Origin of the sequence: Microbispora rosea, from assembly GCF_044460045.1 — a bacterium.
Lineage (GTDB): Bacteria > Actinomycetota > Actinomycetes > Streptosporangiales > Streptosporangiaceae > Microbispora > Microbispora rosea.
The window spans coordinates 283,693-307,152 of sequence record NZ_JBITJO010000004.1; the positions used below are offsets into that span (position 1 = coordinate 283,693).

Sequence of the window (23,460 nt, forward strand, 5' to 3'; positions counted from 1 at the left end):
CTGCCGGGATGCTCGCTGTGGTCATCGTTGTGAATCCGATCTCGACGTGATTGCCGGGGCGCCGGCCACGCGCGTACGACGGCGGCGGGCGGCGCCCCGGATTAGGCCCGGATTATCCGGGCGATCAGCCCTTCGAAGCCAGCAGGGAGTTGACCTTCGACTCGGCATCGGACAGAAGCTGGTCGATGTTCGCGTCCTTGCGGGTCAGCACGGCCGACATCGGAGTGTCGAGGATCTTGTAGATCTCCTGTGCGTACGGCCCGGGCTCGGCCTTGGGCGGGATGCCCTTGGAGCCCTCCACCCAGCCGGCGAACTGGGCGGCGTCGATGTTCGCGTTCTGCTGCCGCAGGTCGTTCACGGCCTGGCCGGACGGCGTGTCCGCGCCGTACAGGTCGGGGTACGGCTGGCCGACCGTCAGGTTCGCGCCCTTGGCTCGCACGTAGTCGAACTGGCCCTTACCGGGGGTGAGGAACTTGTACTCGATCCACTTGAGGCCGGCCTTGATCTGCTCCGGGGTGGCCTTCGGGTTGATCATGTAGCCGGCGCCGCCGTTGAACAGGGCCTTGGCCTCGGGCTGGGCGGTGATGGCGTAGTTCTCGAACTTGCCGCCGAAGTCGTTGCGCAGCGAGATGAGCACGTCGGGCGCGCCCAGCATCATGCCCATCTTGCCGCCGGCCATGGCCTTCATCAGGGCCGGCCAGTCGATGTAGAGCTGGGAGCCCATGCTGTTGTCGGCCCACCGCATCTGGTGGAGGTTCTCCAGCACGGCCTTGCCCTCGGGGGTGTTGAAGGCGGCCTTCTTGCCGTCGTCGGTGATGACCGATCCGCCCCGGCCGTAGATGGAGGCGGTGAAGTGCCAGCCGCCGACGTTGTTGCCGCTGTACTCGCCGTACCCGACGTAGCCGGGACCGAGCCCCGCGATCTTCTTCGCGGCGGCCTGCACGTCGGCCCAGGTCTTGGGCGGGTTGTTCGGGTCGAGGCCGGCCTTGGTGAAGACCGCCTTGTTGTAGACGAGGCCCATGCCGTAGCCGTCGGTTGGCAGGCCGTAGATCTTGCCGTCCTTCTTGAACAGGTCGATCGAGCTGTTGTAGTCCTGGAACGTCTTGATCTCGTTGACGTACGGCGTGAGGTCGGCGGCCTGCCCGCTTTCGATGAGGCGGCCCACGTTGGGGAAGTTGACGTAGAAGACCGTCTCCAGCTCGCCGCTGGCCAGCTTGGGCTCGAAGGTGCGCGGGTCGTAGCAGGGGAAGGCGTCGGTGACCTTCGTAACCTTGATGTTGGGGTTCAGCTGCTGGAAGGCCGCCAGGTCCTCCTCGAAGGTCGCCCGCTCCGCCTTGTTCGTCTTCGGCGGCTCGCAGTTGACCGAGATCGACACCGGCCCGGCGCTGCCGGCCGCCGCGCCGGCCTTCTCGCCGCCGTTACCGCTGTCGTCGGTGCCGCACGCCGCGGCCGCTGCAATGGCAAGTCCCGAGACCAGCAGTATCGAGAGCTTGTGGGATTTCATCCTCGTTCCCTTCTGGAACCGCGCACCACGACCCGTCGAAGCACACGGCTCGGGGCCGACTGGAGCGCCCCGATCCGCTCGGTTGCGAGAAACATACAGAGGCATGCAGGACTGAGCAATAGTCCGTCATTAACTCTGCAAAAAAGTGACAGTGATCGGTCTGTCATTGGTGTGCCACGGTCGGGCCGCGTTCACGAACGGGCTTTTAAGGCGGAGACGCGCTCACGAGCGGGGTTGTGGGCCGAGCGTGCGAGCTTTGAGGACCGGGACGCGCCCAAGAGCTGGTCTTTGAGGACGGGGACGCGCTCACGAGCGGGCGGGTGCTCCGGCCGGCCGTGATAGTTGCGCTCTGGTGAGCCTCGGGAGCGGCCATCGCGGGCGCGGTGGTACAGGGCACGGTCTTACGCCGGCCTCCGCACCCGCCCGCCCCCGGCGCTCCGCGCGCTGATTGACGGGGCAGATGACCTGGTTCGCTGACCAGCGCGGGCGAGGTTTGTGGGGGTGACCGGGGCAGGGCCTGTCAGGGGCGGGGGGCGGGGGCGGTCGAGGCGCGTACGACGAGTTCGGGCTCGAACAGCAGCTCGTCACCGGGCACCACGGCCGCGTCGATCTGGGCCACGAGCAGCTCGACGGCGGCCCTGCCCATGGCGTCGATGGGCTGGCGGACCGTGGTCAGCGGCGGGTCCACGCAGTTCATCAGCGCCGAGTCGTCGTAGCCGATGACGGAGACGTCCTCGGGCACCGACAGCCCCGCCCGGCGGGCCGCTCTGATGGCGCCGAGGGCGAGCACGTCGCTGGCGCAGATGATGCCGGTGACGCCGGCGGCGACCATGCGCGTGGCGGCGGCGTGCCCGCCTTCCAGCGAGAACATCGTGTGCTCGACGTGGTCGGGGCCGAGCTCCAGGCCGTTGGCGGCGGCGTACGCGCGGAACGCGGCGAGCTTGCGCTGGGACGGCACGTGGTCGGGCGGGCCGAGCAGCATCGCGACCTGGCGGTGCCCGAGCGCCATGAGGTGGGCGAGCGCGATCTCGGCGGCGGCGACGTCGTCGCAGGAGACCTGCGGGAACCCGAGATGCTCGACCGCGGCGTTGACGAGCACGGTCGGCAGTTTGCGTTCGAGGACCCTGCGGTAGTGGCTGTGGGAGGCGTCCCCCTGGGCGTACAGGCCGCCGGCGAAGACCATGCCGGACACGTGCTGCTGGAGGAGCAGGTCCACGTAGTCGGACTCCGAGACGCCGCCCACGGTCCGGGTGCACAGGACGGACGTGAACCCCTGCTGGGCCAGCGCACCGCCGACGACCTCGGCGAACGCCGGGAAGATCGGGTTCTGCAGTTCCGGGAGGACCAGGCCGACGAGCCGGCCGCGGTCGCCGCGCAGCTGGGTGGGCCGTTCGTATCCCAGCACGTCGAGCGCGGTGAGCACCGCCTCTCTGGTGGCGTCGGAGACCCCCGGCTTGCCGTTGAGCACGCGACTCACCGTCGCCTCGCTCACGCCCACCTTCTTAGCCACTTCCGCAAGCCGTCGTGTCATGGACGCAACTATACGACAGTGAGCGCAAGGACTTTCATCCACTTGCGCAGGCGCGCACGAGCAGCAGGTCGGGCCGCATTCTCGCGGTTGGGGGTCTCCCCCGCCGATCGTGGTGGGCGGGGGGCGATCCCGCCGCTCCTGGGGGAAAGGTGCGGATCGTTCCAGGGGGCTCGGGGCTGGGGTTACGTAATGTCGTAACGCGCATGTCATCTTGCGACTTCTCGTCGCAATATTGCAGAAGGATGTTTGTCAACTTATCGTGTGGGCCACTCACCTTCTTCGGAGGTGTGGCGGTTCAGCGTCCACGCCGCATCTCACGGGTCTCGCATGCAGAAAGGAACCTCATGAGAAGATCCGGAGCCGCCGTCGCGGTGGCGGGGGCGCTGATCGCCGTGGGGAGCGTGGTGGCGTTCCCCGGCACCTCGTCGGCCGCGACCTCGCCGTCGCCCTTCTCCGTCCCTGGGCGAGGTGCGACCGTGCCGTTCACCGAGATCGAGGCCGAGGCCGCCACGACCAACGGCGAGCAGATCGGCCCGGACCGCGTCTACACCCACCTGCCGTCCGAGGCGTCGGGCCGCCGGGCCGTACGCCTCGACGCGCCGGGAGAGTACGTCGAGTTCACCCTGCCCAAGCCCGCCAACGCGATGACCGTGCGCTACAGCGTGCCGGACAACGCCGCCGGAACGGGCATCACAGCGCCGGTCGATCTGCGGGTCAACGGGACGAAGCTCAAGGACCTGCAGTTCACCTCCCGGTACGGCTGGTTCTACGGCGGCTACCCGTTCGGCAACACGCCCGGCGACAAGCCGCACCACTTCTACGACGAGACCCGGACGATGTTCGGGTCCACCCTGGCCGCGGGGACGAAGGTCAGGATCCAGGTGGCCTCCACCTCGGTCGCGCCGTGGGTCGTCGTGGACCTCGCCGACTTCGAACTCGTGCCGGACGCGATCCCCCGGCCCGCCGGGTCGCTGTCCGTCGACGACTTCGGCGCCGACCGCAACGGCACGAACGACTCCACCGCCGCCTTCCAGGCCGCCGTCGACGCGGGAAAGGCCCAGGGCAAGGAGGTCTACATCCCGGCCGGGACGTACACGCTGTGGGACCACGTGGTCGTGGACGGGGTCACGCTGCGCGGCGCCGGGCCCTGGTACAGCGTGCTCACCGGCCGGCACCCCACCCAGCGCAACCGGGCCGCCGGCGTCTACGGCAAGTACGTGAGCGGCGGCGGCTACACCGGGCCGATCCGGTCCCACGAGGCGGGCGGGCCGAGCCGCAACGTCACCCTGCGGGACTTCGCGATCATCGGCGACATCACTGAACGCGTGGACGAGGACCAGGTCAACGCCCTCGGGGGCGCGATGACCGATTCGGTGGTCGACAACGTGTGGCTCCAGCACACCAAGGTCGGGGCCTGGATGGACGGCCCGATGGACAACTTCACGCTGAAGAACAGCCGCATCCTCGACCAGACGGCCGACGGCGTGAACTTCCACACCGGGGTCACCGACTCCACGGTGACCAACACCTTCGTGCGCAACACGGGCGACGACGGCCTGGCGATGTGGCCCGACCGGATGGCCAACGTGAACAACGCGTTCACGTTTAACACGGTGGTCGCGCCGGTCCTGGCCAACAACATCGTGACGTACGGCGGCCGGGACATAAAGATCACCGACAACGTGGTGAGCGACACGGTCACCAACGGCGGCGGCATCCACGTCGCGAACCGCTATCCCGGGGTGAACTCCGGCCAGGGCACGGCGGTGGCCGGCACGATCACCGTCGCCCGCGACACCCTCATCAGGGCCGGCAACAGCGACTACAACTGGAACTTCGGCGTCGGCGCGATCTGGTTCGACGCCCTCAACGAGCCGGTCAACGCGACGATCAACGTCACCGACACCGACATCGTCGACAGCTCCTACGAGGCCATCCAGTTCATCGAGGGCAGCACCCAGACCGTCAACTTCTCGAACGTCAACGTGGACGGCACCGGGACGTACATGATCCAGGCGCAGGCGGCGGCGAAGGCGAGCTTCACCAACGTGAGGGCGGCCCACATCGGCGCGGGCGTCGCGATCCACAACTGCGTCGGCACCGGATTCGCCCCCGCGTACGGCAGCGGCAACTCCGGCTGGAGCCCGACGTCCACCGTCTGCACCGGCCAGTGGCCCACGCCGAACTACATCTACGACGGCAGCGACCCCAGCCCGAGCCCGTCGCCGTCCACCTCGCCCTCCTCTTCGCCCTCCCCCTCCCCCTCTCCCTCGCCCAGCCCGACGGCGTGCGCTCCCGGCAGCGGCGACCTCGCCCGGGGCAAGACGGTCACGGCGACGAGCAGCACCCAGGCGTACGTCCCGGCCAACACCGTGGACGGCGACGCGAACACCTACTGGGAGTCGGCCAACAACGCCTTCCCACAGTCGATCACCGTGGACCTGTGCGCGGCGACCGCGGTCCAGCGGGTGGTGCTCAAGCTGCCGCCGAGCGCGGCCTGGGGCACCCGGACCCAGACGCTGTCGGTCCTGGGCAGCACGGACGGCACGAACTACACCACGGTGTCCCCCTCTGCGGGCCGCACCTTCGACCCGGCCACCGGCAACACGGCGAGCATCTCCTTCGGCACGGCGAACGTCCGGTACGTCCGGGTGACGGTCACCGGCAACACCGGCTGGCCCGCCGGACAGCTGTCGGCCTTCGAGGTGTACGGCACCGGCGGCGGCACCCCCAGCCCCTCACCCAGCCCCTCGCCCAGTGCCTCCCCCAGCCCGTCGCCCAGCCCGCTGCCCACGGGGAACCTCGCCCGGGGCAAGGCGGTCAGCGCGAGCAGCCACGCCGACGTGTACGTGGCGGGCAACACGACCGACGGGAACGCGGGCACCTACTGGGAGTCGGCCAACAACGCCTTCCCGCAGACCCTGACCGTGGATCTCGGCGCGACCGTCACCGTCGGCAGGGTGGTGCTCAAGCTGCCGCCGAGCACCGCCTGGGGCACCCGCACCCAGACGCTGTCGGTCCTCGGCAGCACGGACGGCACGAACTACACGACGATCGCCGGGCCCGCGGGCTACACGTTCGACCCGGCGACCGGCAACAGCGTCACCGTCGCCGTGCCCGCCGCCGCCCGGCGCTACCTGCGGCTGAACGTCACCGGTAACACCGGCTGGCCTGCCGCGCAGATCTCCGAGTTCGAGGCGTACGCCTCGTAACCCGGAACGGGACGCCCGGAGGAGGAGTGGACGCCTCCTCCTCCGGGCTCCCCCACACAGCATGACCCCCTCGGCAGGCCGTCAGGTGACGGGGACGCCGACGCGGCCGGTGGAGGAGCGGACCACGAGCTCCGGCTCGAACAACAGCTCGCCGGTGGCGACGGCGGCGCCCTCGATCTGGCTGACCAGCAGCTCCACCGCGGCCCGGCCCATCGCCTCGATCGGCTGACGCACCGTCGTGAGCGGCGGGTCCACGCAGGTCATGAGCGCGGAGTCGTCGTATCCGACGACGGACACGTCCTGGGGCACGCGTCTACCGGCCCGCCGCGCCGCGCGGATCGCCCCGAGGGCCAGCGGGTCGCTGCCGCAGATGATCCCGGTGACGTCCTGCCGCACGAGCTTCAACGCCGCCGCGTGACCGCCCTCCAGCGAGTGCATCGTGTGCTCGACCAGCTCGCCGCCCGCCGCGCGGAACGCCTCCAGCTTGCGTATGGACGGCATGTGGTCGGCGGGACCGACGACGAGGCCGATCCGCTGGTGACCGAGCGCGCGCAGGTGGCCCAGCGCCTGCTCCACCGCGATCGTGTCGTCGCAGGAGACACGGGGGAAGTCCCAGTGATCTGCGGCCGCGTTCACCAGCACGGTGGGCAGCCGCCGCTCGACCAGCCGCAGGTAGTGCTCGTGGACCATGCCGGTCTGCGTGTAGAGCCCCCCGGCGAAGACCACGCCGGACACCTGCTGCTGCAACAGCAGGTCCACGTAGTCGGCCTCGGAGATCCCGCCGACCGTACGCGTGCACAGCACGGGGGTGAACCCCTGCTGGGCCAGCGCCCCGCCGACGACCTCGGCGAACGCCGGGAAGATCGGGTTCTGCAGCTCGGGCAGGACGAGCCCGACCAGGCGGGCGCGCTCGCCGCGCAACTGCGTGGGCCGCTCATACCCGAGCACGTCGAGAGCCGTGAGCACGGCCTCCCGGGTGGCCTCGGAGACCCCTGCCTTGCCGTTGAGGACGCGACTCACCGTGGCCTCACTGACCCCGACCTTCTTCGCAACCTCCGCAAGCCGTCGCGTCATGGCGGCAAGCATACGACGCGGAACGGCCGCGCCAAGGATCTTCGACGACACGGATGCAAGCGGGCTGAAAGCACTGTGAAAGGGGTGATTCCTAGTGTCCACCGTGTTGCAGATCTCCCAGGAAGGCACCATGAACATCCTCAGGAACAGCCTCGCCGTCGTCGCGGCGTCCGCCCTTCTCGGCCTGACCGCCGCCTGCAGCGGGAGCCAGACGGCCGTCTGCGAGGAGGCGACCAAGGCGTTCACCGACTACAGCTCCAAGGCCGCGGGCGCGGCCGGCGACATCAAGGGCCTCAACGCCGCCACCGGCGACCTCGCGGCGCAGCTCAAGGAGCTGTCGGGCAAGGCCGACGGCGACCTGAAGGTGGCGCTCGCCGGCATGGCCGACTCGTGGGCATCCTTCAAGATCGACCTGTCGGACCCGGCCGCCGCGACCAAGCTCACCGAGTTCGGGCAGAAGGCCACCCAGGCGACCCAGCAGCTCGCCTCCGCCTGCTCCTGACCTCCGCGGCCCGACCCGCCGCCGGCGCCTGCGCCGGGGGCGGGCGGGTGCGGAGGCCGGCGTAAGACCGTGCCCTGTACCACCGCGCCCGCGATGGCCGCTCCCGAGGCTCACCAGAGCGCAACTATCACGGCCGGCCGGAGCACCCGCCCGTCCGTGAGCGCGTCCGCCTGGGTGGTGAAGCAAAACCCGCTCGCGAGCGCAAAGTGCGGTGCGACCTCGATCACAGCAGATCCTTGAGCACATCCAGCCTGTTGGCGGAGCCAAAGCGCGTCACGGACGCCGAGCAGGCCCTTGAGCGCGTAAGCCCGGCCAAGGCGCTCCTCTTTCCCGCCCCCGGCCGGGCCGTCAGTATTCGAGCCCCCAGTCGTGGGTGCCGAGGGTGTAGGCGTCTCCCTTGGGCACCAGCCTGCCGCCCTTGGCAAGGCTGTCGAGGCACCGCCGTACGTCGTCCTCCGGAAGCCCGGTCATCGCGGCGACGTCGGCGACGGTCGCGGGCCGTCCCTTCGTGTTCAATGCGGCGACGGCCTCGTAGACCGTCATGTCCGCCGTGGTCATCTCCTGGACGTCTTCCAGGCGCTCCTCGTCAGGCACTGCGCTGTCTCGCCCCCTCACGCAGCCGCTCCGGATCGACCTGCCGGTCCGGGTAGCGTGCGAGGTACTCGCCTTCCAGCTCCTGCGTCCGCGAGGTGTGGCGCTCCAGCGCGTCGTCCGACCCGTGGAACAACGTCTCCGTGCGGGTCTCGTGCAGGTGGCGCAACTCGCGGATCAGGTCCTCGTCGCCCAGGTCCCGCGGGTCGACTCCCATGGTCATGGCGGTCCTCCCTCACACCTCTGTCGGCTTGTCCCAGCGCTCGTCGGGGTTCTTGTCGTCCGGCTCCGCGTTCGGCGGGTCCGTGGCGGACGGAGTCCACTCACCGGCGATGTCCGGCTCATCCGCGTCGTCGCGGACGGTATCGATGTGTCGGTCGTCTTCCTTTCGCATGCCAGGTCTCCTGCCCGGTGGAGCGCCCGCCATTCCGGACCGGCCGCACCGCATCGCCCCCGGAACGCACGCATCGCCCCGCCACGCCGAATCGCCCCCGGAATGCCGTACGGCCCGCTCCGTCCAGGACGGAGACGGGCCCTACGGGGACGGGAGTGCTCAGGACAGGTCGAACTCCCCGCCCTTGACCCCCTCGATGAACGCCTCCCACTCCCCGGGGGTGAACATCAGCCGCGGGCCCTGGGGATCCTTCGAGTCGCGCACGGCGACGCCGTCGCGCAGGCGCGCGACCTCCACGCACTGGTTGCCGACGGTGTTCGAGCGCGCCGCCTTGCGCCAGACCGCGCAGGCCAGGTCGTCCGCCGGTACGAGTCCCCTCATCGTCCTGCCATCTCCTTCTCGACCGAAATGATCATTTCCATGGACTTCTCCGGGCCGAGCGCGGCGGCACGAAGATGATCGAAGACCTGGACGTATCCGCGGATCTCCGCCGGATCCTCCAGGTAGAGCTCGCCGCTCATGTTCTCCAGCAGCACGACGTCGGCGTCGCCGGGATCGGGGAAGGCCAGGATCGCCGTCGAGTTGCCCATGCCGAGGTAGGCGCCCGCGTCGAACGGCAGCACCTGCACGGTGACGTTCGGCTGGACGGCCATCTCCTGCAACCTGCGCAGTTGCTCGGCCATCACGGGCGGCCCGCCCACGGGCCGGCGCAGCGCCGCCTCGTCGAGGACGGCCCACAGTTCCAGCGGGGCGGGCCCGGTCAGGCGCCGCTGGCGCTCCATCCGGGCCGCCGCCCGCCGCTCGATCTCCGCCGGATCCTTGACCAGGGCGGCGCCGATGACCGCGCGGGCGTAGTCCTCCGTCTGGAGCAGCCCGGGGACCAGCAGCGGCTCGTAGTTGCGCACCGACGACGCCTCGGACTCCAGCCCGACGTACGGCCCGGGCAGGACGTCGTCGTAGGCGCGCCACCATCCCCGCCGGGCGGCGTCCCTGGCCAGCGCGATCAGCGCGTCCCGTTCCGAGCCCTCGACGCCGTAGAGATCGAGCAGGTCGCGGATGGTCCGGGCGTGCGGGCGGGTGTGGCCGGTCTCGATGCGATAGACGGTGGAGGCCGCCATGCCGAGCCGTCGCGCGACCTCCTCGCGAACGAACCCGGCTTCACGCCGTAGACGCGTCAGCTCACCGGAAAGCCGACGGAGCCGGACAGTAGGGCCGCCAACTCCCCTCATAGGTCGAACTCTCCCTTTCGCCGCAAAAGGAAACTATGCAATCGTGCATTCGCCATATTGCGTAGCCGTATTGCAAAGTGCAGGATGAACGCAGTCTTGCACGGACCTCGAATCGCCATCCACAGACGGGTGCACAGGGAGTTATCAGGGGATGACAATTCTCAACCTCTCGGGGAGAATCGCGATCTCACGCCCCTTCTCAGGAGACCCGTCCCGGGTGCGGGCCGCCCGGCGGTTCGTGGCGAACCGTCTCGGCGACGGCCATCCCTACCGCGACGACGCCGTGCAACTGATCGGCGAGCTGGTCGCCGAGTCCCTGCGCCACGCCGCCTCCTGTGGACGCCCGCCGGGGTACGGCGTGTCGGTCCTGGCCACGCCCGCCGCGGCCCGGGTCACGCTGTCGACACAGGGCTGCGGGTGCTGGACGTCTCCCCAGCTCACGCCGGGCCGCGGCGTCCACCTCGTGGATCTGTTCACCCGCCGGTGGGGCGTGTCGGCCAGCCGCACCGGGGTCTGCGTGTGGTTCGAGCTCGGGCACGACGCCGCCGTGCCGCCGCCCAGGGGCGTGGAGAGCGAGAGCACGAAGACGGCCTGACCGCCGGCGCGCACCGGCCGGGACCGGGACCGGTGCGAAGCAGAATGAATTTCTGGCCGGATCCGGGGTAGACGGGCGCCATATCTTCCGGAGAAGGGGACGATATGGCGCAAATAAGCACCGACATTCCCGCGCGGCTGGATCGGCTCCCCTGGGCCCGTTGGCACTGGCTCGTGCTCATCGGACTCGGCACCGTCTGGATCCTCGACGGGCTCGAAGTGACCATCGTCGGGGTCATCGGCCCCCGGATCACCGACCCGAGCAGCGGGCTTGGACTCACCGACAGCGAGGTCGGGATCGCCGCCGGGGTGTACGTCGCGGGAGCCTGTCTCGGCGCTCTCTTCTTCGGCCACCTGACGGATAGATTCGGGCGCAAGAAGCTCTTCCTGGTGACGCTCGCCGTCTACCTTGCCGCCACCGTGGCCACGGCCTTCTCGCACGACGCCTGGTACTTCTACCTGTGCCGGTTCTTCACCGGCGCCGGCATCGGAGGCGAGTACGCCGCGATCAACTCGGCGATCGACGAGCTCATCCCGGCCCGGGTGCGCGGCACGGTCGACCTGGTGGTGAACGGCTCCTTCTGGCTCGGCACCGCGCTCGGCGCGCTCATCGCGATCCCGGCGCTCGACACGAGCCTGCTGCCGGCCGATCTCGGCTGGCGCCTGCTGTTCGGCCTGGGCGCCGTCCTCGGTGTGGCGATCCTGCTGGTCCGCAGGACCGTGCCGGAGAGCCCACGCTGGCTGTTCATCCACGGGCGCGGCGAAGAGGCCGAGGAGATCGTGCGGGACATCGAGACGAAGGTCCGCGAGGAGAGCGGCAAGACGCTCGAACCCGCGCACGGGGAGATCAGGATCAACCAGCGGACGCACACCCCGCTGACGGAGGTGGCGGCCACACTGCTGCGGCGCTACCCCAAGCGCACGACCGTCGGCCTGTCGCTGTTCATCGGCCAGGCATTCCTCTACAACTCGATCTTCTTCACGTACGCGCTGGTGCTGTCGACGTTCTTCAAGGTGCCGGACGGCAGCACGCCGTGGTATCTCGTCCCGATCGCGATCGGGAACTTCCTCGGCCCGGTCCTGCTCGGCCGGTTCTTCGACACGATCGGCCGCCGGACGATGATCGCGGGCAGCTACGTGCTGTCCGGCCTGCTCCTGCTGGGCACCGCCGCGCTGTTCGACGCGCAGGTGCTTACCCCGGTGACCCTCACGGCCTGCTGGATGGTGGTGTTCTTCTTCGCCTCGGCGGGGGCGAGCAGCGCCTACCTGACGGTCTCGGAGATCTTCCCGATGGAGACCAGGGCCCTGGCGATCGCGCTGTTCTACGCCGTGGGCACCGGGCTCGGCGGCATCATCGGGCCGGTGCTGTTCGGCCGCCTGGTGGAGAGCGGGGTCGTCGGCAACGTCGTGGTCGGTTACATAATCGGCGCCGTCCTGATGATGGCGGCCGGGCTGGTGCAGTGGTTCATGGGCGTGGAGGCCGCACGGCGCTCCCTGGAGGACATCGCCGCGCCGCTCAGCGCCGAGCAGCACCAGATGGTCTGACCGGACGCACCGGTACGGCTCGCACCAGGGAAGCGCGAGCCGTACCGGCTGGGTGTCTCACCGCTCTCTTGGGTATCAACCCCCTCAGATGCGCACATAAGGCGCATCCTCGTACATTCGGGGGAATCATGGCTGACGACGCTCAGAAGAAGAAGCCCGCGAAGTCCACCGGCAAGGCGAAGAGGACGGCCATCAAGGAAGCCCGCTCGGCGAAGCAGGCGAAGAAGGCCAACCGTCCCGCCGAGGGCGCGAGCGAGTGACGGCCGCACGGCCGGTGCCACCATGATCCGGGCCGGGCCCACCGTGGCCCGGCCCTCCTCATTCCCTGCCCCGCTGAAACCCCCGCCCCCGCCGAGCAACCCATCCGTCCCCTGCGCCGTCGCCCGGTATGCGCCGCTTCCCTCCGTCCTGGATACTCGAAGGCCGTAGAGCCGATCTCGCCTGTTCTGGAGGGCCGCCCGTGAGGCTTGGAGTCGTCTTCGACCGCGACCTCCCGCCGGAGTCGCTCACGCCGTTCGCCGGGGAGCTCGACGGCACGGCGGTCTCCGACCTGTGGGTGGTGGAGGACCTCGGCTGGACGGGCGCGATCTCCTCGGCCGCCACGGCGCTGGCCGCGACCTCGCGCCTGCGCGTGGGCATCGGCATCACTCCGGCGCCCCTGCGCAATCCGATGCTGCTGGCGATGGAGCTGGCCAACCTGGCCCGCCTCCACCCCGGGCGGCTGGCCGCCGGGATCGGGCACGGCGTGCAGGCGTGGATGCGTCAGGTGGGCGCCGCCGCCGCGTCGCCGCTGTCGCTGCTGGAGGAGACGATCACGTCCGTACGGTCGCTGCTGCGCGGCGAGACCGTCACCCTGCACGGACGCGAGGTGAGCCTGGACGGCGTCCGCCTCGTCCACCCGCCGGCCGAGCCGCCGCCCGTCCTCGCCGGAGTGGTGAGCCCGCGCTCACTGGCCCTGTCGGGACGGATCGCCCAGGGCACCATCCTCCCCGAGGGCCTCCCCCCGGAGCGGCTGCGGTCGATGATCGAGGGGATCGGCGCGACCGGAGACCACGAAGTGGTGGCGTTCGTCCACCTCTACGTCGGCGACGGCGCGCGCGAGGCCATGCGGAAGGCGGCCGAGGAGCAGGCCGGGTTCCTGCAGGTCGCGCCGGAGGAGGTCGCCATGGCGGCCGGTTCGCCGGAGGAGGCGGCCGCGCACGTCAGGGCATTGTGGGAGGCGGGCGTCTCCACGGTCGCCGTCCGCCCGGTGGGCGCCGACCCGCTTTCCCACGTCCACACGCTGCTGTCCGCCCTCTGAGGTCATCCGTCAAGGGCCGGGGGCCCTCATGTCTGGGCGGGCAGTCCGGCGTAGTAGGGCCGCATCGCGGGGTAGTAGGCGGCGAAGTCCGGCGTGGGTGAGCCGTCACGCGCGGCCACGAGCATGTCCAGGTAGTACTCCCAGCCCGGGCCGATCTCGCCGAGCTGCTCCTCGGTCTCGAGGTGCTGCACGAACCGCAGGCGCGTTGCACCGGCGGCTTCCGACAGCAGCATCTCGACGCGCCAGGTGCCGGATTCGTCGGTAGCCGACAGCGCCAGCCGCCGTGGCGGATCGCACGCGTCGATGCGCATTTCGAGCCACGGCGCCTCGTCCTCGAACGCCATCCGCACCTTGATCGTGCGGCCGGGCGCGGCGTCGCCCTCCCACGGCCCGAACCAGCGCGCCGTGGACTCGGGCTCGGTGATGCTGGCCCACACGTCCTCGGCGGAGGCGCGGAACGAGCGCGTCAGGACGAGATCACTGCCGGCGCCGGTGCGGAACAGCTCGCCGGTGGGGGAATGGTTCACGCGGTGTTCTCCTTCGCTTGGTCGGCCGCACTGCGCGTACGGCGTTCGCGCCGGGTCCGGTAGACCTCCGTCTCCAGCGCGTCGAGGCGGTGCTCCCAGCCGAGAGGCCGGACGAACTGGCCGAGCCATACGGCGAGCTCGGTGAGCTGCCCGGCGTCGAGCTCGTAGAGCCGTTGCCTGCCGACGAGCTGGTCGCGCACCAGCCCGCTTTGCCGGAGCACCCGCAGGTGGCGGCTCACGGCCGGCCGGCTGATCCGGAAGTGCCCGGCGATCTGTCCCGCCGAGAGCCTGCCTCCGCGCAACATGACCAGGATCTCCCGGCGCACCGGGTCCGCGATCGCTTGCACCACCATGTCCATGAGGAAAAGCGTAACCTATAGGTTACGCTTTTCGCCGGACGGCGGCCTCGTACCGGAACCACCTCGCCAACGCGACCGTCCCCGTCGGCAGAACCGTCCGATCCACCGCCGATCGCGGGACACGACATTTGTCCCGATCAGGACGGGATATGCGCCACTACGCCAGAACGCGCGCGATCGGGCAGAGTTGAGACGTGGACACCCCGACCCTCCGGTCTCCTCAGCACCGCGTGAGCCGCACCGCCGTCTGGTATTGGGCCGCACGGGCCGCCCTCGGCTGGCTGGTCCTCCTCGCGGCCCAGGTCGTCTGGCTCGTGGCCGACGGCGACGGTGACGCCTGGCCCGCCGCCACCCACGTGACCGCTCTCGTCGTCACCGCCGTCGTCGCGGTGGCGCACGTCACGGTCATGCCACAGTGGCGTTATCGGGTGCACCGCTGGGAGGCCACGTCCGCGGCCGTGTTCACCCAGTCGGGCTGGTTCAAGCAGGAGTGGCGCATCGCCCCCGTCTCCCGCATCCAGACCGTGGACAGCGAGCGCGGCCCGCTGGAGCAGATCTTCCGCCTGGCCAACGTCACCGTCACCACCGCCTCCGCCGCCGGCCCGATCAAGGTCAGCGGCCTCGACCGCGACACGGCCCAGCGCCTGGTCGCCGAACTCACCGCGACCGCGCAGGCGACGGCGGGTGACGCCACGTGATCGACCTCGTCGAGACGACCTCGAGCTGGCGGCGGCTGAGCCCGCGCATGCTGGTGATCCACCCGTTCCAGGAGGTCGTACGGGCCGCCCCGGCGCTGCTCGGCCTGCTGGTCGCGGGGACGAGCAGCGGCGGGCAGGGCCAATGGTGGAGCATCGGCGGCGTCGGCCTCATGGTGGTGCTCGGCATGCTCCGCTGGTTCACCACGACCTATCGCATCACCCCCGAGCACGTGCAGGTCCGCCGCGGCCTGCTGACCCGCAAGGTGGTGACCGTGCCGCGCGACCGGGTCCGCACGGTGGACGTCACCTCCCACGTGCTGCACCGGGTGCTCGGCCTGGCCCGGGTGGAGGTGGGGACGGGCACGTCGGAGCGCAGGCGCGAGGGCCGGCTCAAGCTCGACGCGCTGTCCGCCGCCGAGGCCGCCCGCCTGCGCGTGGAGCTGCTGCACCGCTCTCCCGCCGCGACCTCCACCTCGTCCGCCGCGTCCGCCGCGTCCGCCGCGTCCGCCGCGTCCGCCGCGGAGATCAGCGTGACGCCTCCCGCGGGGAGCACGCCGGCCGCGGAGACCGAACTCGCGCGGATGCGTCCCGAGTGGGTGAGGTTCGGGCCGTTCACGATGTCCGGACTCGTCACGGTGGGCGTCGTCGCCGGGTTCGTGTCCCGGCTGGTCTCGGAGGGCAACGTCGACCTCGGCAGGGTCGGGCCCGTCCAGGAGACCCTGCGGTGGTTCAGGGCGATGTCGCTCCCGCTGGAGATCACGACGGTGGTGCTCGTGCTGGTGGTGTTCGTGAGCGTCGCCTCCACGCTCGGCTACGTCCTGGCCTTCGGCAACTTCCGGCTGACCCGGCACCCCGAGGGCACCCTCCACGTGACCCGGGGGCTGCTGACCACGCGGGCCACCACGATCGAGGAACGCCGGCTGCGCGGGGTCGAGGTCACCGAGCCGCTGCTGCTGCGCGCCGTACGCGGGGCCCGCCTTTCCGCGGTCACGACGGGGCTGCGGGCGGCGCAGGGCGCCCAGCGCGGCGGATCGTTGCTGCTGCCGCCCGCGCCGCGCGCGGCCGCCGTGTCGGTGGCCCGGCTCGTGCTCCCCCGTGTCGCCGTCGCCCCGTCCGACTCCTCCGCCTCCGGAGCCTCGCCGGTCACCGTGGGTCTGACCGCGCACGGCCCCGCCGCACTGCGCCGCAGGTTCACCCGGGCGTACGGCGTGCACGCGCTGGTGCTGGCCGCGCTGGTCGCGCTGTGGTGGTGGGCCGGGCTGCCGTCGTGGACGTGGCTCACCGCCGCCGCCCTGCTGCCGCTGACCGCCCTGCTCGCCGCCGACCGCTACCGCTCTCTCGGCCACGCTCTGACGTCCGGGTATCTGATCACCCGCTGGGGCTCGTTCTCCCGTCGCCGGGTGGCGCTGGAGTGCGACGGCGTCATCGGCTGGAACGTCGAGCGGTCGTTCTTCCAGCGCCGGGCCGGCCTGGTGACGCTGACGGCGACCACGGCGGCGGGCAAGCAGGGCTACCAGGTGCGCGACGTGGACCTCGCCGAGGCGCTGCGCCTGGCCGCCGCGGGCACCCCGGGCCTGCTCGACCCGTTCCTCGTCGAGGAGCAGCACGTCAGCCCTGTCGGCTAATAGCATGGGTTGCCCGATAAGACCGGTTTGATGCCAGGAGTTGGATTGTCCCGCTACGGCCAGATGTTCGGCCCCGACATCACGTTCCTCGGCGTCGAGCGCTGCGACCTCGACGACCCGGCCGGCTACGCGGACGCCGACGTCGTCATCCTGGGCGCGCCGTTCGACGGCGGCACCTCCCACCGCCCGGGTGCGCGATTCGGCCCGAACGCCATCCGGCAGACCTGCTATCTCCCCCACGACGGCTCCCGCCCCAGCCTGGCGCTGCGCGTGGACGCCCTCAAGGACCTGCGGGTGCTTGACGCCGGAGACGTGGAGACCTACGCCGGGGACATCGAGGGCAGCCTGCGCGCGATCGAGGACGCGGTCGCCAAGATCGCGGCCTCCGGGGCGATCCCCGTCGTCCTCGGCGGCGACCACACGATCGCCCTGCCCGACGCGACCGGCGTGGCCCGCCACCACGGCTTCGGCCGGATCTCCATGCTCCACTTCGACGCGCACGCCGACACCGGCGACATCGAGTTCGGCCACCTGCACGGCCACGGGCAGCCGATGCGGCGGCTCATCGAGTCGGGGGCCATCCGGGGCGACCGCTTCCTGCAGATCGGCCTGCGCGGCTACTGGCCGGGGCCGGAGATCCTCGACTGGATGGCCGGGCAGCGCATGCGGTCGTACGAGATGACCGAGATCGTCGCCAAGGGTCTCGACGAGTGCCTCAGCGAGGCGTACGCGATCGCGCTCGACGAGTGCGACGGCGTCTACCTGTCGGTCGACGTGGACGTCTGCGACCCCGGCCACGCACCCGGCACCGGCACGCCCGAGCCGGGCGGCCTGTCGGCCCGCCAGCTCCTCGACGCCGTACGCAGGACCTGTTACGAGCTGCCCGTCGTCGGCCTGGAGATCGTCGAGGTGGCCCCGCCGTACGACCACGCGGACATCACTGCGTACCTGGGCAACCGGGTCGTGCTGGAGGCGCTGTCGGCGATCGCCCGGCGGCGCAGGGACGCCGCCGACGGCACCCGCTGGGATCCGCGGCAGCCCCTCCTCGACGGCCGCTGAGACCGCTCCGGGACAACCGGTGCGTACGGGCTGTTTCCCCCCACGGCCGGGAGCCGATCTGGTAGGCATGGTCGGATGACGCGATCGAGAACCGCCGCAGTCCTGGCCGTCGCCGCCGCGCTCCCGGCGCTCCTGACCGGCTGCGCGGCCGGCGGCGACGTCACGGGCTCGGCGCGGGCGGCGTCACGGGCCACGCCGGTCACACGACCCTCAGGCGACGCCGCGACCGTGGGAGCAAGCGAGCCGGCGACGGCGGGAGCGAGCGGGCCGGCGACCAGGGACGCGTCGGCCGCCCGCCCCGTCCGGTCCCCCGCGAAGCCCGTGCGGGTGCCTGCCGGGGTGACGGCGGGGTACGCCGTGGTCGACGTGACCACGGGCAAGACGGTCGCCCAACGGCAGGCGCACCATCGGTTCCGGTCGGCGTCGGTGGTGAAGATCCTCATCGCCACCGACTATCTGGAGCGGCACAGGGGGACGATCCCGGCCCGGGACATGGCGCTGCTGACGCCCATGCTCCGTGGCAGCGACGACGACGCGGCGACGGCCCTGTGGCGGCGCGGCGGCCAGGGCGAGATCGTGCGGCGGATGGCGCGCAGGATCGGCCTGACCGAAACCGCCCCGCCACCCGCCGCCAAACCCGGCTTCTGGGGCTACACGGCCATCAGCGCGGCCGACATCGCGCTCGTCTATCGGTATCTGTTGCGGCGGGCCGAGCCGCGCGTCCGCGACTTCGTCCTCGGCAATCTGCGCAAGGCGTCGCAGTGCGCCCGCGACGGTTTCGACCAGTTCTTCGGCATCCCCCGCGCCGTCCCCCGGCCCTGGGCGATCAAGCAGGGCTGGTCCGGATATGGTGCGGTTCCTCCCGTCAAATGCACCCGGACGAAGGCGACGTCATACCGTATCGGGGCGGTCACAATCAGCGGCAACCCGGTTGATTTCGGCCGTCCGGTGCTCCACACTACTGGCGTGATCGGCGACCGGCTGATCATGGTGGTGCTCACCCTGCAGCCCTCGGGGGCGTCCTTCACGCAGTCGGCCCAGCGGGTGACGAAGCTGGCGAGAGACCTCTATCTCAGCGTCGCCTAGCGGTCCGGTTCGTACGGGAGGGACCGTTCTGTTTAGAGGCAGGGCCGCCGGGCAGCGATCACGCGTGCTCTCCCTCCTTTCTGAAAGCTGGTCGGCGATGGGTTTCCCGTGGGGATTGCTCGGCCGGGACATGGCGGTCGATCTCGGCACGGCCAACACGCTCGTGTACGTGCGCAAGAAGGGCGTGGTCCTCGACGAGCCGTCGGTGGTGGCGGTCAACCTGCACACGGACAGGATCGTGGCGGTCGGGACCGCGGCGAAGGAGATGATCGGGCGGACCCCGCCCCACATCGCCACGCTGCGTCCCCTCAAGGACGGCGTGATCGCCGACCTCGACGCGGCCGAGCGCATGCTGCGGCACTTCATCCAGGTGGCGCACAAGAACCGCTACCTGGCCAGGCCCCGGGTCGTCGTCGCCGTGCCGAGCGGCACCACGAGCGTCGAGCAGCGCGCGGTCAGGGAGGCGGCGTACGAGGCGGGCGCCCGCCGCGTCCGCATCATCGAGGAGCCGATGGCCGCGGCGATCGGCGCCGGGCTCAACGTGGGCGACACGACCGGCAACATGGTCGTGGACATCGGCGGCGGCACGACGGAGGTCGCGATCGTCTCGCTCGGCGGGGTGGTCGTGTCGAAGTCCGTGCGGGTCGGCGGCGACGAGCTCGACGAGGCGATCGTCAACTACGTCAAGAAGGAACACTCCCTGATGCTCGGCGAGCGCACGGCCGAGCACGTCAAGATCAAGCTGGGCAGCGCGCGGCCGGGCGGCGACGAGACCACGCCGCTGCCGATCCGCGGCCGTGACCTGGTGACCGGCCTGCCGAAAACCGCGACGATCAACCGGGCGCAGGTGCGGGAGGCGATCGAGGACCAGGTCCAGACGATCGTCGACGCCGTGCAGAGCACGCTGGACCAGTGCCCGGCCGAGCTGGCGGGCGACCTGATCGACAACGGCATCGTGCTGACCGGCGGCGGCGCGCTGCTCGACGGGCTGGCCGAACGGCTCGAGAAGGCCGTCGGCATGCCGATCCACCTCGTCGACCAGCCGCTCCAGTCCGTGGTGCTGGGCGCGGGCCGGTGCGTCGAGCGTTTCGACGACATGCAGGACGTGTTCCTCCCCGAAACGCGTCGATGAGGGCCTCCGGTCGCCGGGTGCCCGTTTTGCTTGCGCTCGTCTCCGCCGCCCTGATCGCAGCCGACACCGTCACCCCGCTCGAACCGCTGCGGGCGTTCGGGTCGGCCGTCTTCGGCGGGCTGGAGGACGCGGCGTCCGCCGGCGTCCGCTGGGCGTCGGGCGAGCATCGCGTGGCGGAGCTCGAACGCGAGAACGCCCGCCTGCGCGCCGACCTGCTGGCCGCCCGGCGCCCGACCCCGTCCCCCGCCCAGGCGGACGGCTACCGGGTCGTGTCGGCCCACGTCATCGGCTTCGGCCGGGACGGCACGGTCACCGTCGACACCGGCTCCGACGCCGGTGTGACCCGCGACATGACCGTGTTCGACGGCGACGGGCTGGTCGGCCGGATCCTGCGCTCCGGCCCCGGCACGGCGACCGTGCAGCTCGCCACGGCCTCCGGCGCCTCGATCGGGGCCCGGCTGGAGGGCTCGCGTGAGGTCGGCCTGGTGACCGGCGTCCCCGAGCACGGGCTGCTGCGGCTGAGCCTGCTCAACGCCTCCGCCGAGGTCAAGCCCGGCGACCGGGTGGTGACCCTGGGGTCGCGGGACATGCGGCCGTACGTGCCGGACGTGCCGATCGGCACGGTGGTCACGGTGGAACCCGCGCCGGACGCGCTGACCAGGACGGCGCTCGTGCGTCCCTTCGCCCGCTTCACCGCGCTCGACCTCGTCACCGTGGTGCTGGGACCGCTGCCGGACGCCGCGGCGGTGGACGCGTCCGCCGCCGAAGGCGAGGCCGGGAGCGAGGCCGGGGGCGGGGATGCGGACGCCGCGAAGAGCGGCGAGAAGAACCAGAAGAAGGCGAAGGGGGCGTGATGAAGGCGGTCGTCCTGTCCGTGCTCGTGGTCCTCCTCGCACCGGTGCTCCAGGTCGCCGTGGTCAACGGGCTGTCCCTGCCCGGCGGCGGACCCGACGTCGTGCTGGTCGCCGTCATCGCGCTTGCGGCGCTGCTACGCCCCGGAGCGGGGGCGTTCCTGGGGTTCGCCGCGGGCCTGGCCGCCGACGTCGCGCCGCCCGCCGACCACACCATCGGGCGGCTCGCCCTGGTCATGTGCCTGGCCGGGTGGGTGTGCGCACGGGTCACCGCGGACGGCGCGGCCGGGCGGCGCACCGCCGTCGCCGCCGTCGTGGCCCTGGGCGCGACGCTCGCCGGGGGCGTGCTCGCGGCCCTGCTCGACGGCACGCCCTGGGGCACGGCACTCGCGCCCGGCGCCGTCGCCTGGACCGTCGGCCTGGCCGCGCTCGTGGCGGCGGCGCTCGCCCTGCTGCCCCGCCGCCGCTCGTTCGGGCGGGTGCCGAGGTCGCGGGACGGTTCACGCGATCGGTACGGCCGGGGGAGGCGGCTTGCGTAGGACCGTCCACCGGGGCCGCCTCACGCTCGTGTTCGTCGTGGTGACCGCGCTCATGCTGACCCTGCTCGGCCGCCTGTGGTATCTGCAGATCGTCACCGGCCCGTCGTACGTGCGGGCGGCCACGGAGTCACGGGTCCGCTCGGTCGTCCTGCCGCCGGTGCGGGGGCCGATCCTCGACGTACGCGGCCGGCCGCTGGTCGCCAACGAGACCAAACCCCTGGTGTCGGTGGACTACATGGCCCTCATCCACCAGCCCGACGGCGGGCGGGACGTGCTGACCCGGCTCGCCCGGGCCCTGGGCCGGCCCTACCAGGAGATCGCCGACCGGGCCCGGCTGTGCGCCGGAGGTGTGCCCCGGCCGTGCTGGCCCGGCTCGCCGTACCAGCCGATCGTGGTCGCGGACGACGTGAGCGTGCGCACGGCGCTGTGGATCGCGGAGCGGCAGGACGAGTTCCCCGGCGTCAGCACCGCGTTGCGGCCGGTCAGGACCTATCCGCTCGGCTCGGCCGCGGCGCACGTGCTCGGTTACCTGCAGCCGCCCTCCCCCGACGACCCCGAGGGAGGCCCGGAGCTGATCGGCCGCGACGGCCTCGAAGCGCAGTACGACCGCGAGCTGGCCGGGCGCACCGGGCTCAGGCAGGTGGCCGTGGACAGCACGGGCACGGTCACCGGCCTGATCCGCGAGGAGGCCGCCGTCGCCGGAGACACGCTGGTGACCAGCATCGACGCGCGCATCCAGGAGGTGGCCGAGCGGGCGCTGGCCCGGGCCGTGACCGCCGCGCGCAAGCGGGGCGAGCCCGCGGACAGCGGCGCGGCGGTGGTGCTGGAGGCGAAGACCGGGCGGGTGACGGCGATCGCCGACTATCCCACCTACGACCCGGGCGTGTGGACCGGGGGCATCTCGCAGCACGACTACGAGGACCTGCCGCTGGTCAGCGCGGCCGTGCAGGGGCAGTGGCCACCGGGTTCCACCTGGAAGGTGACCTCGACGGCCGCGGCGGCGAAGGCGGGCTACTCACTGCGGGCCTCCTACGACTGCCCGGGCGGCTACACGATCGGCGGCCGGGTGTTCCACAACTTCGAGAGCGCCGAGCTGGGCCGGATGGACATGCACCGGGCCCTGGTGGTGTCCTGCGACACGATCTTCTACCGGTTCGCCGAGAAGATGTGGCAGCGCGACGGCGGGCTCAAGCCGGTCAAACACCCCAAGGACCCGATGCAGAAGATGGCCGGGGAGTTCGGGTTCGGCACGCCCACCGGCGTCGACCTGCCGCACGAGGCGTCGGGGCGGGTGCCCGACCGCGCCTGGAAGAAGGCCAACTGGGAGCGGACCAAGGCCGACTCCTGCCGCCGCGCCAAGACCGGCTATCCGGAGATGTCCGACCGCAAGCGGGCGGCCTACCTCAAGGCGCTCGCCTCCGACAACTGCCGTTCCGGCGGGGTCTGGTGGGCGGGCGACGCGGCCAACTTCTCGATCGGCCAGGGCGACGTGCTGGTGACGCCGCTCCAGCTCGCCCGGGGGTACGCCGCGCTCGCCAACGGCGGCACGGTCTTCAGCCCCAGGATCGGCAAGCGGGTCGTGCGCCCCGACGGCACCGTGGTCCGCACGATCAACCCGCCCGTCGTGGGAAAGATCGACGCCTCTCGCACGACGCTGCGGTTCATCCGCGACTCGCTCGCCGACGTGCCTCGCGCGGGTACGGCCGCCGGCGCGTTCGAGGGCTACTCCTTCAAGCGGCTGCCGGTCGCGGGGAAGACCGGCACCGCCGAGGCGTACGGCAGGCAGGACACCTCGTGGTTCGCCTCCTTCGGCCCGGTGAAGAAGCCGAAGTATGTCGTGGTGGTGGTCGTCTCGCAGGGCGGCACGGGCGCGACCACGGCGGCCCCCGCCGCCCGGGAGATCTGGGAGGGCATCGCCGCCCTCACCCACGACGCGAAGAAGCACGGCAAGAAGAGCACGAAGCACGACAAGGACGGCGGAGGGGCGCGGTCCGCCTCCCTGCCTCCGGTCGCGTTCTCCGAGCCGGGTGGCACGCGGTGACGGGCGGGACCCGGACGGGCGGGACTCGGACGGGCAGCGGTGGAACAGGCTGGACTCGGACGGGCAG

General features: G+C 71.3%; 24 protein-coding genes. 14 read left to right on the forward strand and 10 right to left on the reverse strand.

What is annotated here, in order from left to right; all coding sequences use genetic code 11:
* Window positions 1-124: 124 nt before the first annotated feature.
* A complete protein-coding gene (locus tag ACIBK1_RS18615) occupies window positions 125-1,504 on the reverse strand; it encodes an extracellular solute-binding protein (RefSeq protein WP_030510569.1) in 1,380 nt (459 codons plus the stop codon).
* A 520-nt stretch (window positions 1,505-2,024) separates the two neighbouring features.
* Window positions 2,025-3,035, reverse strand: coding sequence for a LacI family DNA-binding transcriptional regulator (locus ACIBK1_RS18620; RefSeq protein ID WP_076441558.1), 1,011 nt, complete (start codon window positions 3,033-3,035; stop codon window positions 2,025-2,027).
* A gap of 344 nt (window positions 3,036-3,379) precedes the next feature.
* Between ACIBK1_RS18620 and ACIBK1_RS18625 the strand changes: the two genes are divergently transcribed.
* The gene (locus ACIBK1_RS18625) at window positions 3,380-6,247 is read left to right on the forward strand and encodes a discoidin domain-containing protein (protein WP_396736362.1); all 2,868 of its coding nucleotides are present in this window, start codon (window positions 3,380-3,382) and stop codon (window positions 6,245-6,247) included.
* An 81-nt stretch (window positions 6,248-6,328) separates the two neighbouring features.
* Here the strand turns inward: ACIBK1_RS18625 and ACIBK1_RS18630 are convergent, their stop codons facing one another.
* Window positions 6,329-7,321: a LacI family DNA-binding transcriptional regulator gene (locus ACIBK1_RS18630; protein WP_030510572.1), complete on the reverse strand. Its 993-nt coding sequence runs from the start codon at window positions 7,319-7,321 to the stop codon at window positions 6,329-6,331.
* A 130-nt stretch (window positions 7,322-7,451) separates the two neighbouring features.
* On the opposite strand from ACIBK1_RS18630, the gene ACIBK1_RS18635 reads away from it, so the two are divergent.
* Window positions 7,452-7,823: a hypothetical protein gene (locus ACIBK1_RS18635; protein ID WP_143734704.1), complete on the forward strand. Its 372-nt coding sequence runs from the start codon at window positions 7,452-7,454 to the stop codon at window positions 7,821-7,823.
* A 348-nt stretch (window positions 7,824-8,171) separates the two neighbouring features.
* Here the strand turns inward: ACIBK1_RS18635 and ACIBK1_RS18640 are convergent, their stop codons facing one another.
* The 5 genes from ACIBK1_RS18640 to ACIBK1_RS18660 form a co-directional block, all read right to left on the reverse strand.
* On the reverse strand, window positions 8,172-8,417 hold the full coding sequence (locus ACIBK1_RS18640) for a helix-turn-helix domain-containing protein (RefSeq protein WP_051762224.1): 246 nt from the start codon (window positions 8,415-8,417) through the stop codon (window positions 8,172-8,174).
* Window positions 8,410-8,637, reverse strand: a complete 228-nt coding sequence (locus ACIBK1_RS18645; RefSeq protein ID WP_030510574.1) for a DUF6158 family protein — start codon at window positions 8,635-8,637, stop codon at window positions 8,410-8,412. The genes ACIBK1_RS18640 and ACIBK1_RS18645 overlap by 8 nt, the downstream gene beginning before the upstream one ends.
* Before the next feature lie 12 nt (window positions 8,638-8,649).
* On the reverse strand, window positions 8,650-8,808 hold the full coding sequence (locus tag ACIBK1_RS18650; protein WP_156081100.1) for a hypothetical protein: 159 nt from the start codon (window positions 8,806-8,808) through the stop codon (window positions 8,650-8,652).
* Window positions 8,809-8,967: 159 nt separating this feature from the next.
* Window positions 8,968-9,189: a DUF397 domain-containing protein gene (locus ACIBK1_RS18655; protein WP_030510575.1), complete on the reverse strand. Its 222-nt coding sequence runs from the start codon at window positions 9,187-9,189 to the stop codon at window positions 8,968-8,970.
* Window positions 9,186-10,037: a helix-turn-helix domain-containing protein gene (locus tag ACIBK1_RS18660; RefSeq protein WP_030510576.1), complete on the reverse strand. Its 852-nt coding sequence runs from the start codon at window positions 10,035-10,037 to the stop codon at window positions 9,186-9,188. Before ACIBK1_RS18660 ends, ACIBK1_RS18655 begins: the two co-directional genes overlap by 4 nt.
* Before the next feature lie 151 nt (window positions 10,038-10,188).
* On the opposite strand from ACIBK1_RS18660, the gene ACIBK1_RS18665 reads away from it, so the two are divergent.
* From ACIBK1_RS18665 to ACIBK1_RS18680, 4 genes are all read left to right on the forward strand, one after another.
* Window positions 10,189-10,632 (forward strand): ATP-binding protein, encoded by a 444-nt coding sequence (locus ACIBK1_RS18665; protein WP_396736365.1) that lies wholly within the window; start codon window positions 10,189-10,191, stop codon window positions 10,630-10,632.
* Between the two features lie 104 nt (window positions 10,633-10,736).
* The gene (locus ACIBK1_RS18670; protein WP_363418444.1) at window positions 10,737-12,176 is read left to right on the forward strand and encodes an MFS transporter; all 1,440 of its coding nucleotides are present in this window, start codon (window positions 10,737-10,739) and stop codon (window positions 12,174-12,176) included.
* 128 nt (window positions 12,177-12,304) lie between these two features.
* A complete protein-coding gene (locus ACIBK1_RS18675; protein WP_256863183.1) occupies window positions 12,305-12,436 on the forward strand; it encodes a hypothetical protein in 132 nt (43 codons plus the stop codon).
* Window positions 12,437-12,636: 200 nt separating this feature from the next.
* Window positions 12,637-13,476 (forward strand): LLM class flavin-dependent oxidoreductase, encoded by an 840-nt coding sequence (locus ACIBK1_RS18680; RefSeq protein WP_030510579.1) that lies wholly within the window; start codon window positions 12,637-12,639, stop codon window positions 13,474-13,476.
* Between the two features lie 26 nt (window positions 13,477-13,502).
* On the opposite strand, the gene ACIBK1_RS18685 is transcribed toward ACIBK1_RS18680, so the two are convergent.
* Window positions 13,503-14,003, reverse strand: a complete 501-nt coding sequence (locus ACIBK1_RS18685; protein WP_030510580.1) for an SRPBCC family protein — start codon at window positions 14,001-14,003, stop codon at window positions 13,503-13,505.
* Entirely contained in the window at window positions 14,000-14,362 is a 363-nt protein-coding gene (locus tag ACIBK1_RS18690) for a metalloregulator ArsR/SmtB family transcription factor (protein WP_030510581.1), read from the reverse strand. Before ACIBK1_RS18690 ends, ACIBK1_RS18685 begins: the two co-directional genes overlap by 4 nt.
* A 194-nt stretch (window positions 14,363-14,556) precedes the next feature.
* Between ACIBK1_RS18690 and ACIBK1_RS18695 the strand changes: the two genes are divergently transcribed.
* The 8 genes from ACIBK1_RS18695 (at window position 14,557) to mrdA (ending at window position 23,393) form a co-directional block, all read left to right on the forward strand.
* Window positions 14,557-15,060: a PH domain-containing protein gene (locus tag ACIBK1_RS18695; protein WP_030510582.1), complete on the forward strand. Its 504-nt coding sequence runs from the start codon at window positions 14,557-14,559 to the stop codon at window positions 15,058-15,060.
* Window positions 15,057-16,685, forward strand: a complete 1,629-nt coding sequence (locus ACIBK1_RS18700) for a PH domain-containing protein (protein ID WP_396736372.1) — start codon at window positions 15,057-15,059, stop codon at window positions 16,683-16,685. The genes ACIBK1_RS18695 and ACIBK1_RS18700 overlap by 4 nt, the downstream gene beginning before the upstream one ends.
* Window positions 16,686-16,730: 45 nt before the next feature.
* On the forward strand, window positions 16,731-17,744 hold the full coding sequence (speB, locus tag ACIBK1_RS18705) for an agmatinase (protein WP_396736375.1): 1,014 nt from the start codon (window positions 16,731-16,733) through the stop codon (window positions 17,742-17,744).
* Window positions 17,745-17,819: 75 nt separating this feature from the next.
* Window positions 17,820-18,830, forward strand: a complete 1,011-nt coding sequence (locus ACIBK1_RS18710; protein ID WP_396736378.1) for a hypothetical protein — start codon at window positions 17,820-17,822, stop codon at window positions 18,828-18,830.
* A 97-nt stretch (window positions 18,831-18,927) separates the two neighbouring features.
* Window positions 18,928-19,962: a rod shape-determining protein gene (gene mreB / locus ACIBK1_RS18715; RefSeq protein ID WP_030510586.1), complete on the forward strand. Its 1,035-nt coding sequence runs from the start codon at window positions 18,928-18,930 to the stop codon at window positions 19,960-19,962.
* 17 nt (window positions 19,963-19,979) lie between these two features.
* Complete coding sequence (mreC, locus tag ACIBK1_RS18720) at window positions 19,980-20,816, forward strand: rod shape-determining protein MreC (protein ID WP_396736382.1); 837 nt, start codon at window positions 19,980-19,982, stop codon at window positions 20,814-20,816.
* Window positions 20,816-21,352 (forward strand): rod shape-determining protein MreD, encoded by a 537-nt coding sequence (gene mreD / locus ACIBK1_RS18725; protein ID WP_051762228.1) that lies wholly within the window; start codon window positions 20,816-20,818, stop codon window positions 21,350-21,352. The genes mreC and mreD overlap by 1 nt, the downstream gene beginning before the upstream one ends.
* Window positions 21,345-23,393 (forward strand): penicillin-binding protein 2, encoded by a 2,049-nt coding sequence (gene mrdA / locus ACIBK1_RS18730; protein ID WP_197042809.1) that lies wholly within the window; start codon window positions 21,345-21,347, stop codon window positions 23,391-23,393. Before mreD ends, mrdA begins: the two co-directional genes overlap by 8 nt.
* Window positions 23,394-23,460 lie beyond the last annotated feature (67 nt).

Bases quoted from the DNA above. Each gene is read 5' to 3' on its own strand.
- ACIBK1_RS18635 (WP_143734704.1), top strand. From the start codon at position 7,452: ATGAACATCCTCAGGAACAGCCTCGCCGTCGTCGCGGCGTCCGCCCTT.
- mreD (WP_051762228.1), top strand. From the start codon at position 20,816: ATGAAGGCGGTCGTCCTGTCCGTGCTCGTGGTCCTCCTCGCACCGGTG.
- ACIBK1_RS18670 (WP_363418444.1), top strand. From the start codon at position 10,737: ATGGCGCAAATAAGCACCGACATTCCCGCGCGGCTGGATCGGCTCCCC.
- ACIBK1_RS18665 (WP_396736365.1), top strand. From the start codon at position 10,189: ATGACAATTCTCAACCTCTCGGGGAGAATCGCGATCTCACGCCCCTTC.
- ACIBK1_RS18660 (WP_030510576.1), bottom strand. From the start codon at position 10,037: ATGAGGGGAGTTGGCGGCCCTACTGTCCGGCTCCGTCGGCTTTCCGGT.
- ACIBK1_RS18710 (WP_396736378.1), top strand. From the start codon at position 17,820: ATGACGCGATCGAGAACCGCCGCAGTCCTGGCCGTCGCCGCCGCGCTC.
- ACIBK1_RS18650 (WP_156081100.1), bottom strand. From the start codon at position 8,808: ATGCGAAAGGAAGACGACCGACACATCGATACCGTCCGCGACGACGCG.
- ACIBK1_RS18625 (WP_396736362.1), top strand. From the start codon at position 3,380: ATGAGAAGATCCGGAGCCGCCGTCGCGGTGGCGGGGGCGCTGATCGCC.
- ACIBK1_RS18690 (WP_030510581.1), bottom strand. From the start codon at position 14,362: ATGGACATGGTGGTGCAAGCGATCGCGGACCCGGTGCGCCGGGAGATC.
- ACIBK1_RS18630 (WP_030510572.1), bottom strand. From the start codon at position 7,321: ATGACGCGACGGCTTGCGGAGGTTGCGAAGAAGGTCGGGGTCAGTGAG.
- ACIBK1_RS18675 (WP_256863183.1), top strand. From the start codon at position 12,305: ATGGCTGACGACGCTCAGAAGAAGAAGCCCGCGAAGTCCACCGGCAAG.
- ACIBK1_RS18645 (WP_030510574.1), bottom strand. From the start codon at position 8,637: ATGACCATGGGAGTCGACCCGCGGGACCTGGGCGACGAGGACCTGATC.
- mreB (WP_030510586.1), top strand. From the start codon at position 18,928: ATGGGTTTCCCGTGGGGATTGCTCGGCCGGGACATGGCGGTCGATCTC.
- ACIBK1_RS18655 (WP_030510575.1), bottom strand. From the start codon at position 9,189: ATGAGGGGACTCGTACCGGCGGACGACCTGGCCTGCGCGGTCTGGCGC.
- ACIBK1_RS18620 (WP_076441558.1), bottom strand. From the start codon at position 3,035: ATGACACGACGGCTTGCGGAAGTGGCTAAGAAGGTGGGCGTGAGCGAG.
- ACIBK1_RS18615 (WP_030510569.1), bottom strand. From the start codon at position 1,504: ATGAAATCCCACAAGCTCTCGATACTGCTGGTCTCGGGACTTGCCATT.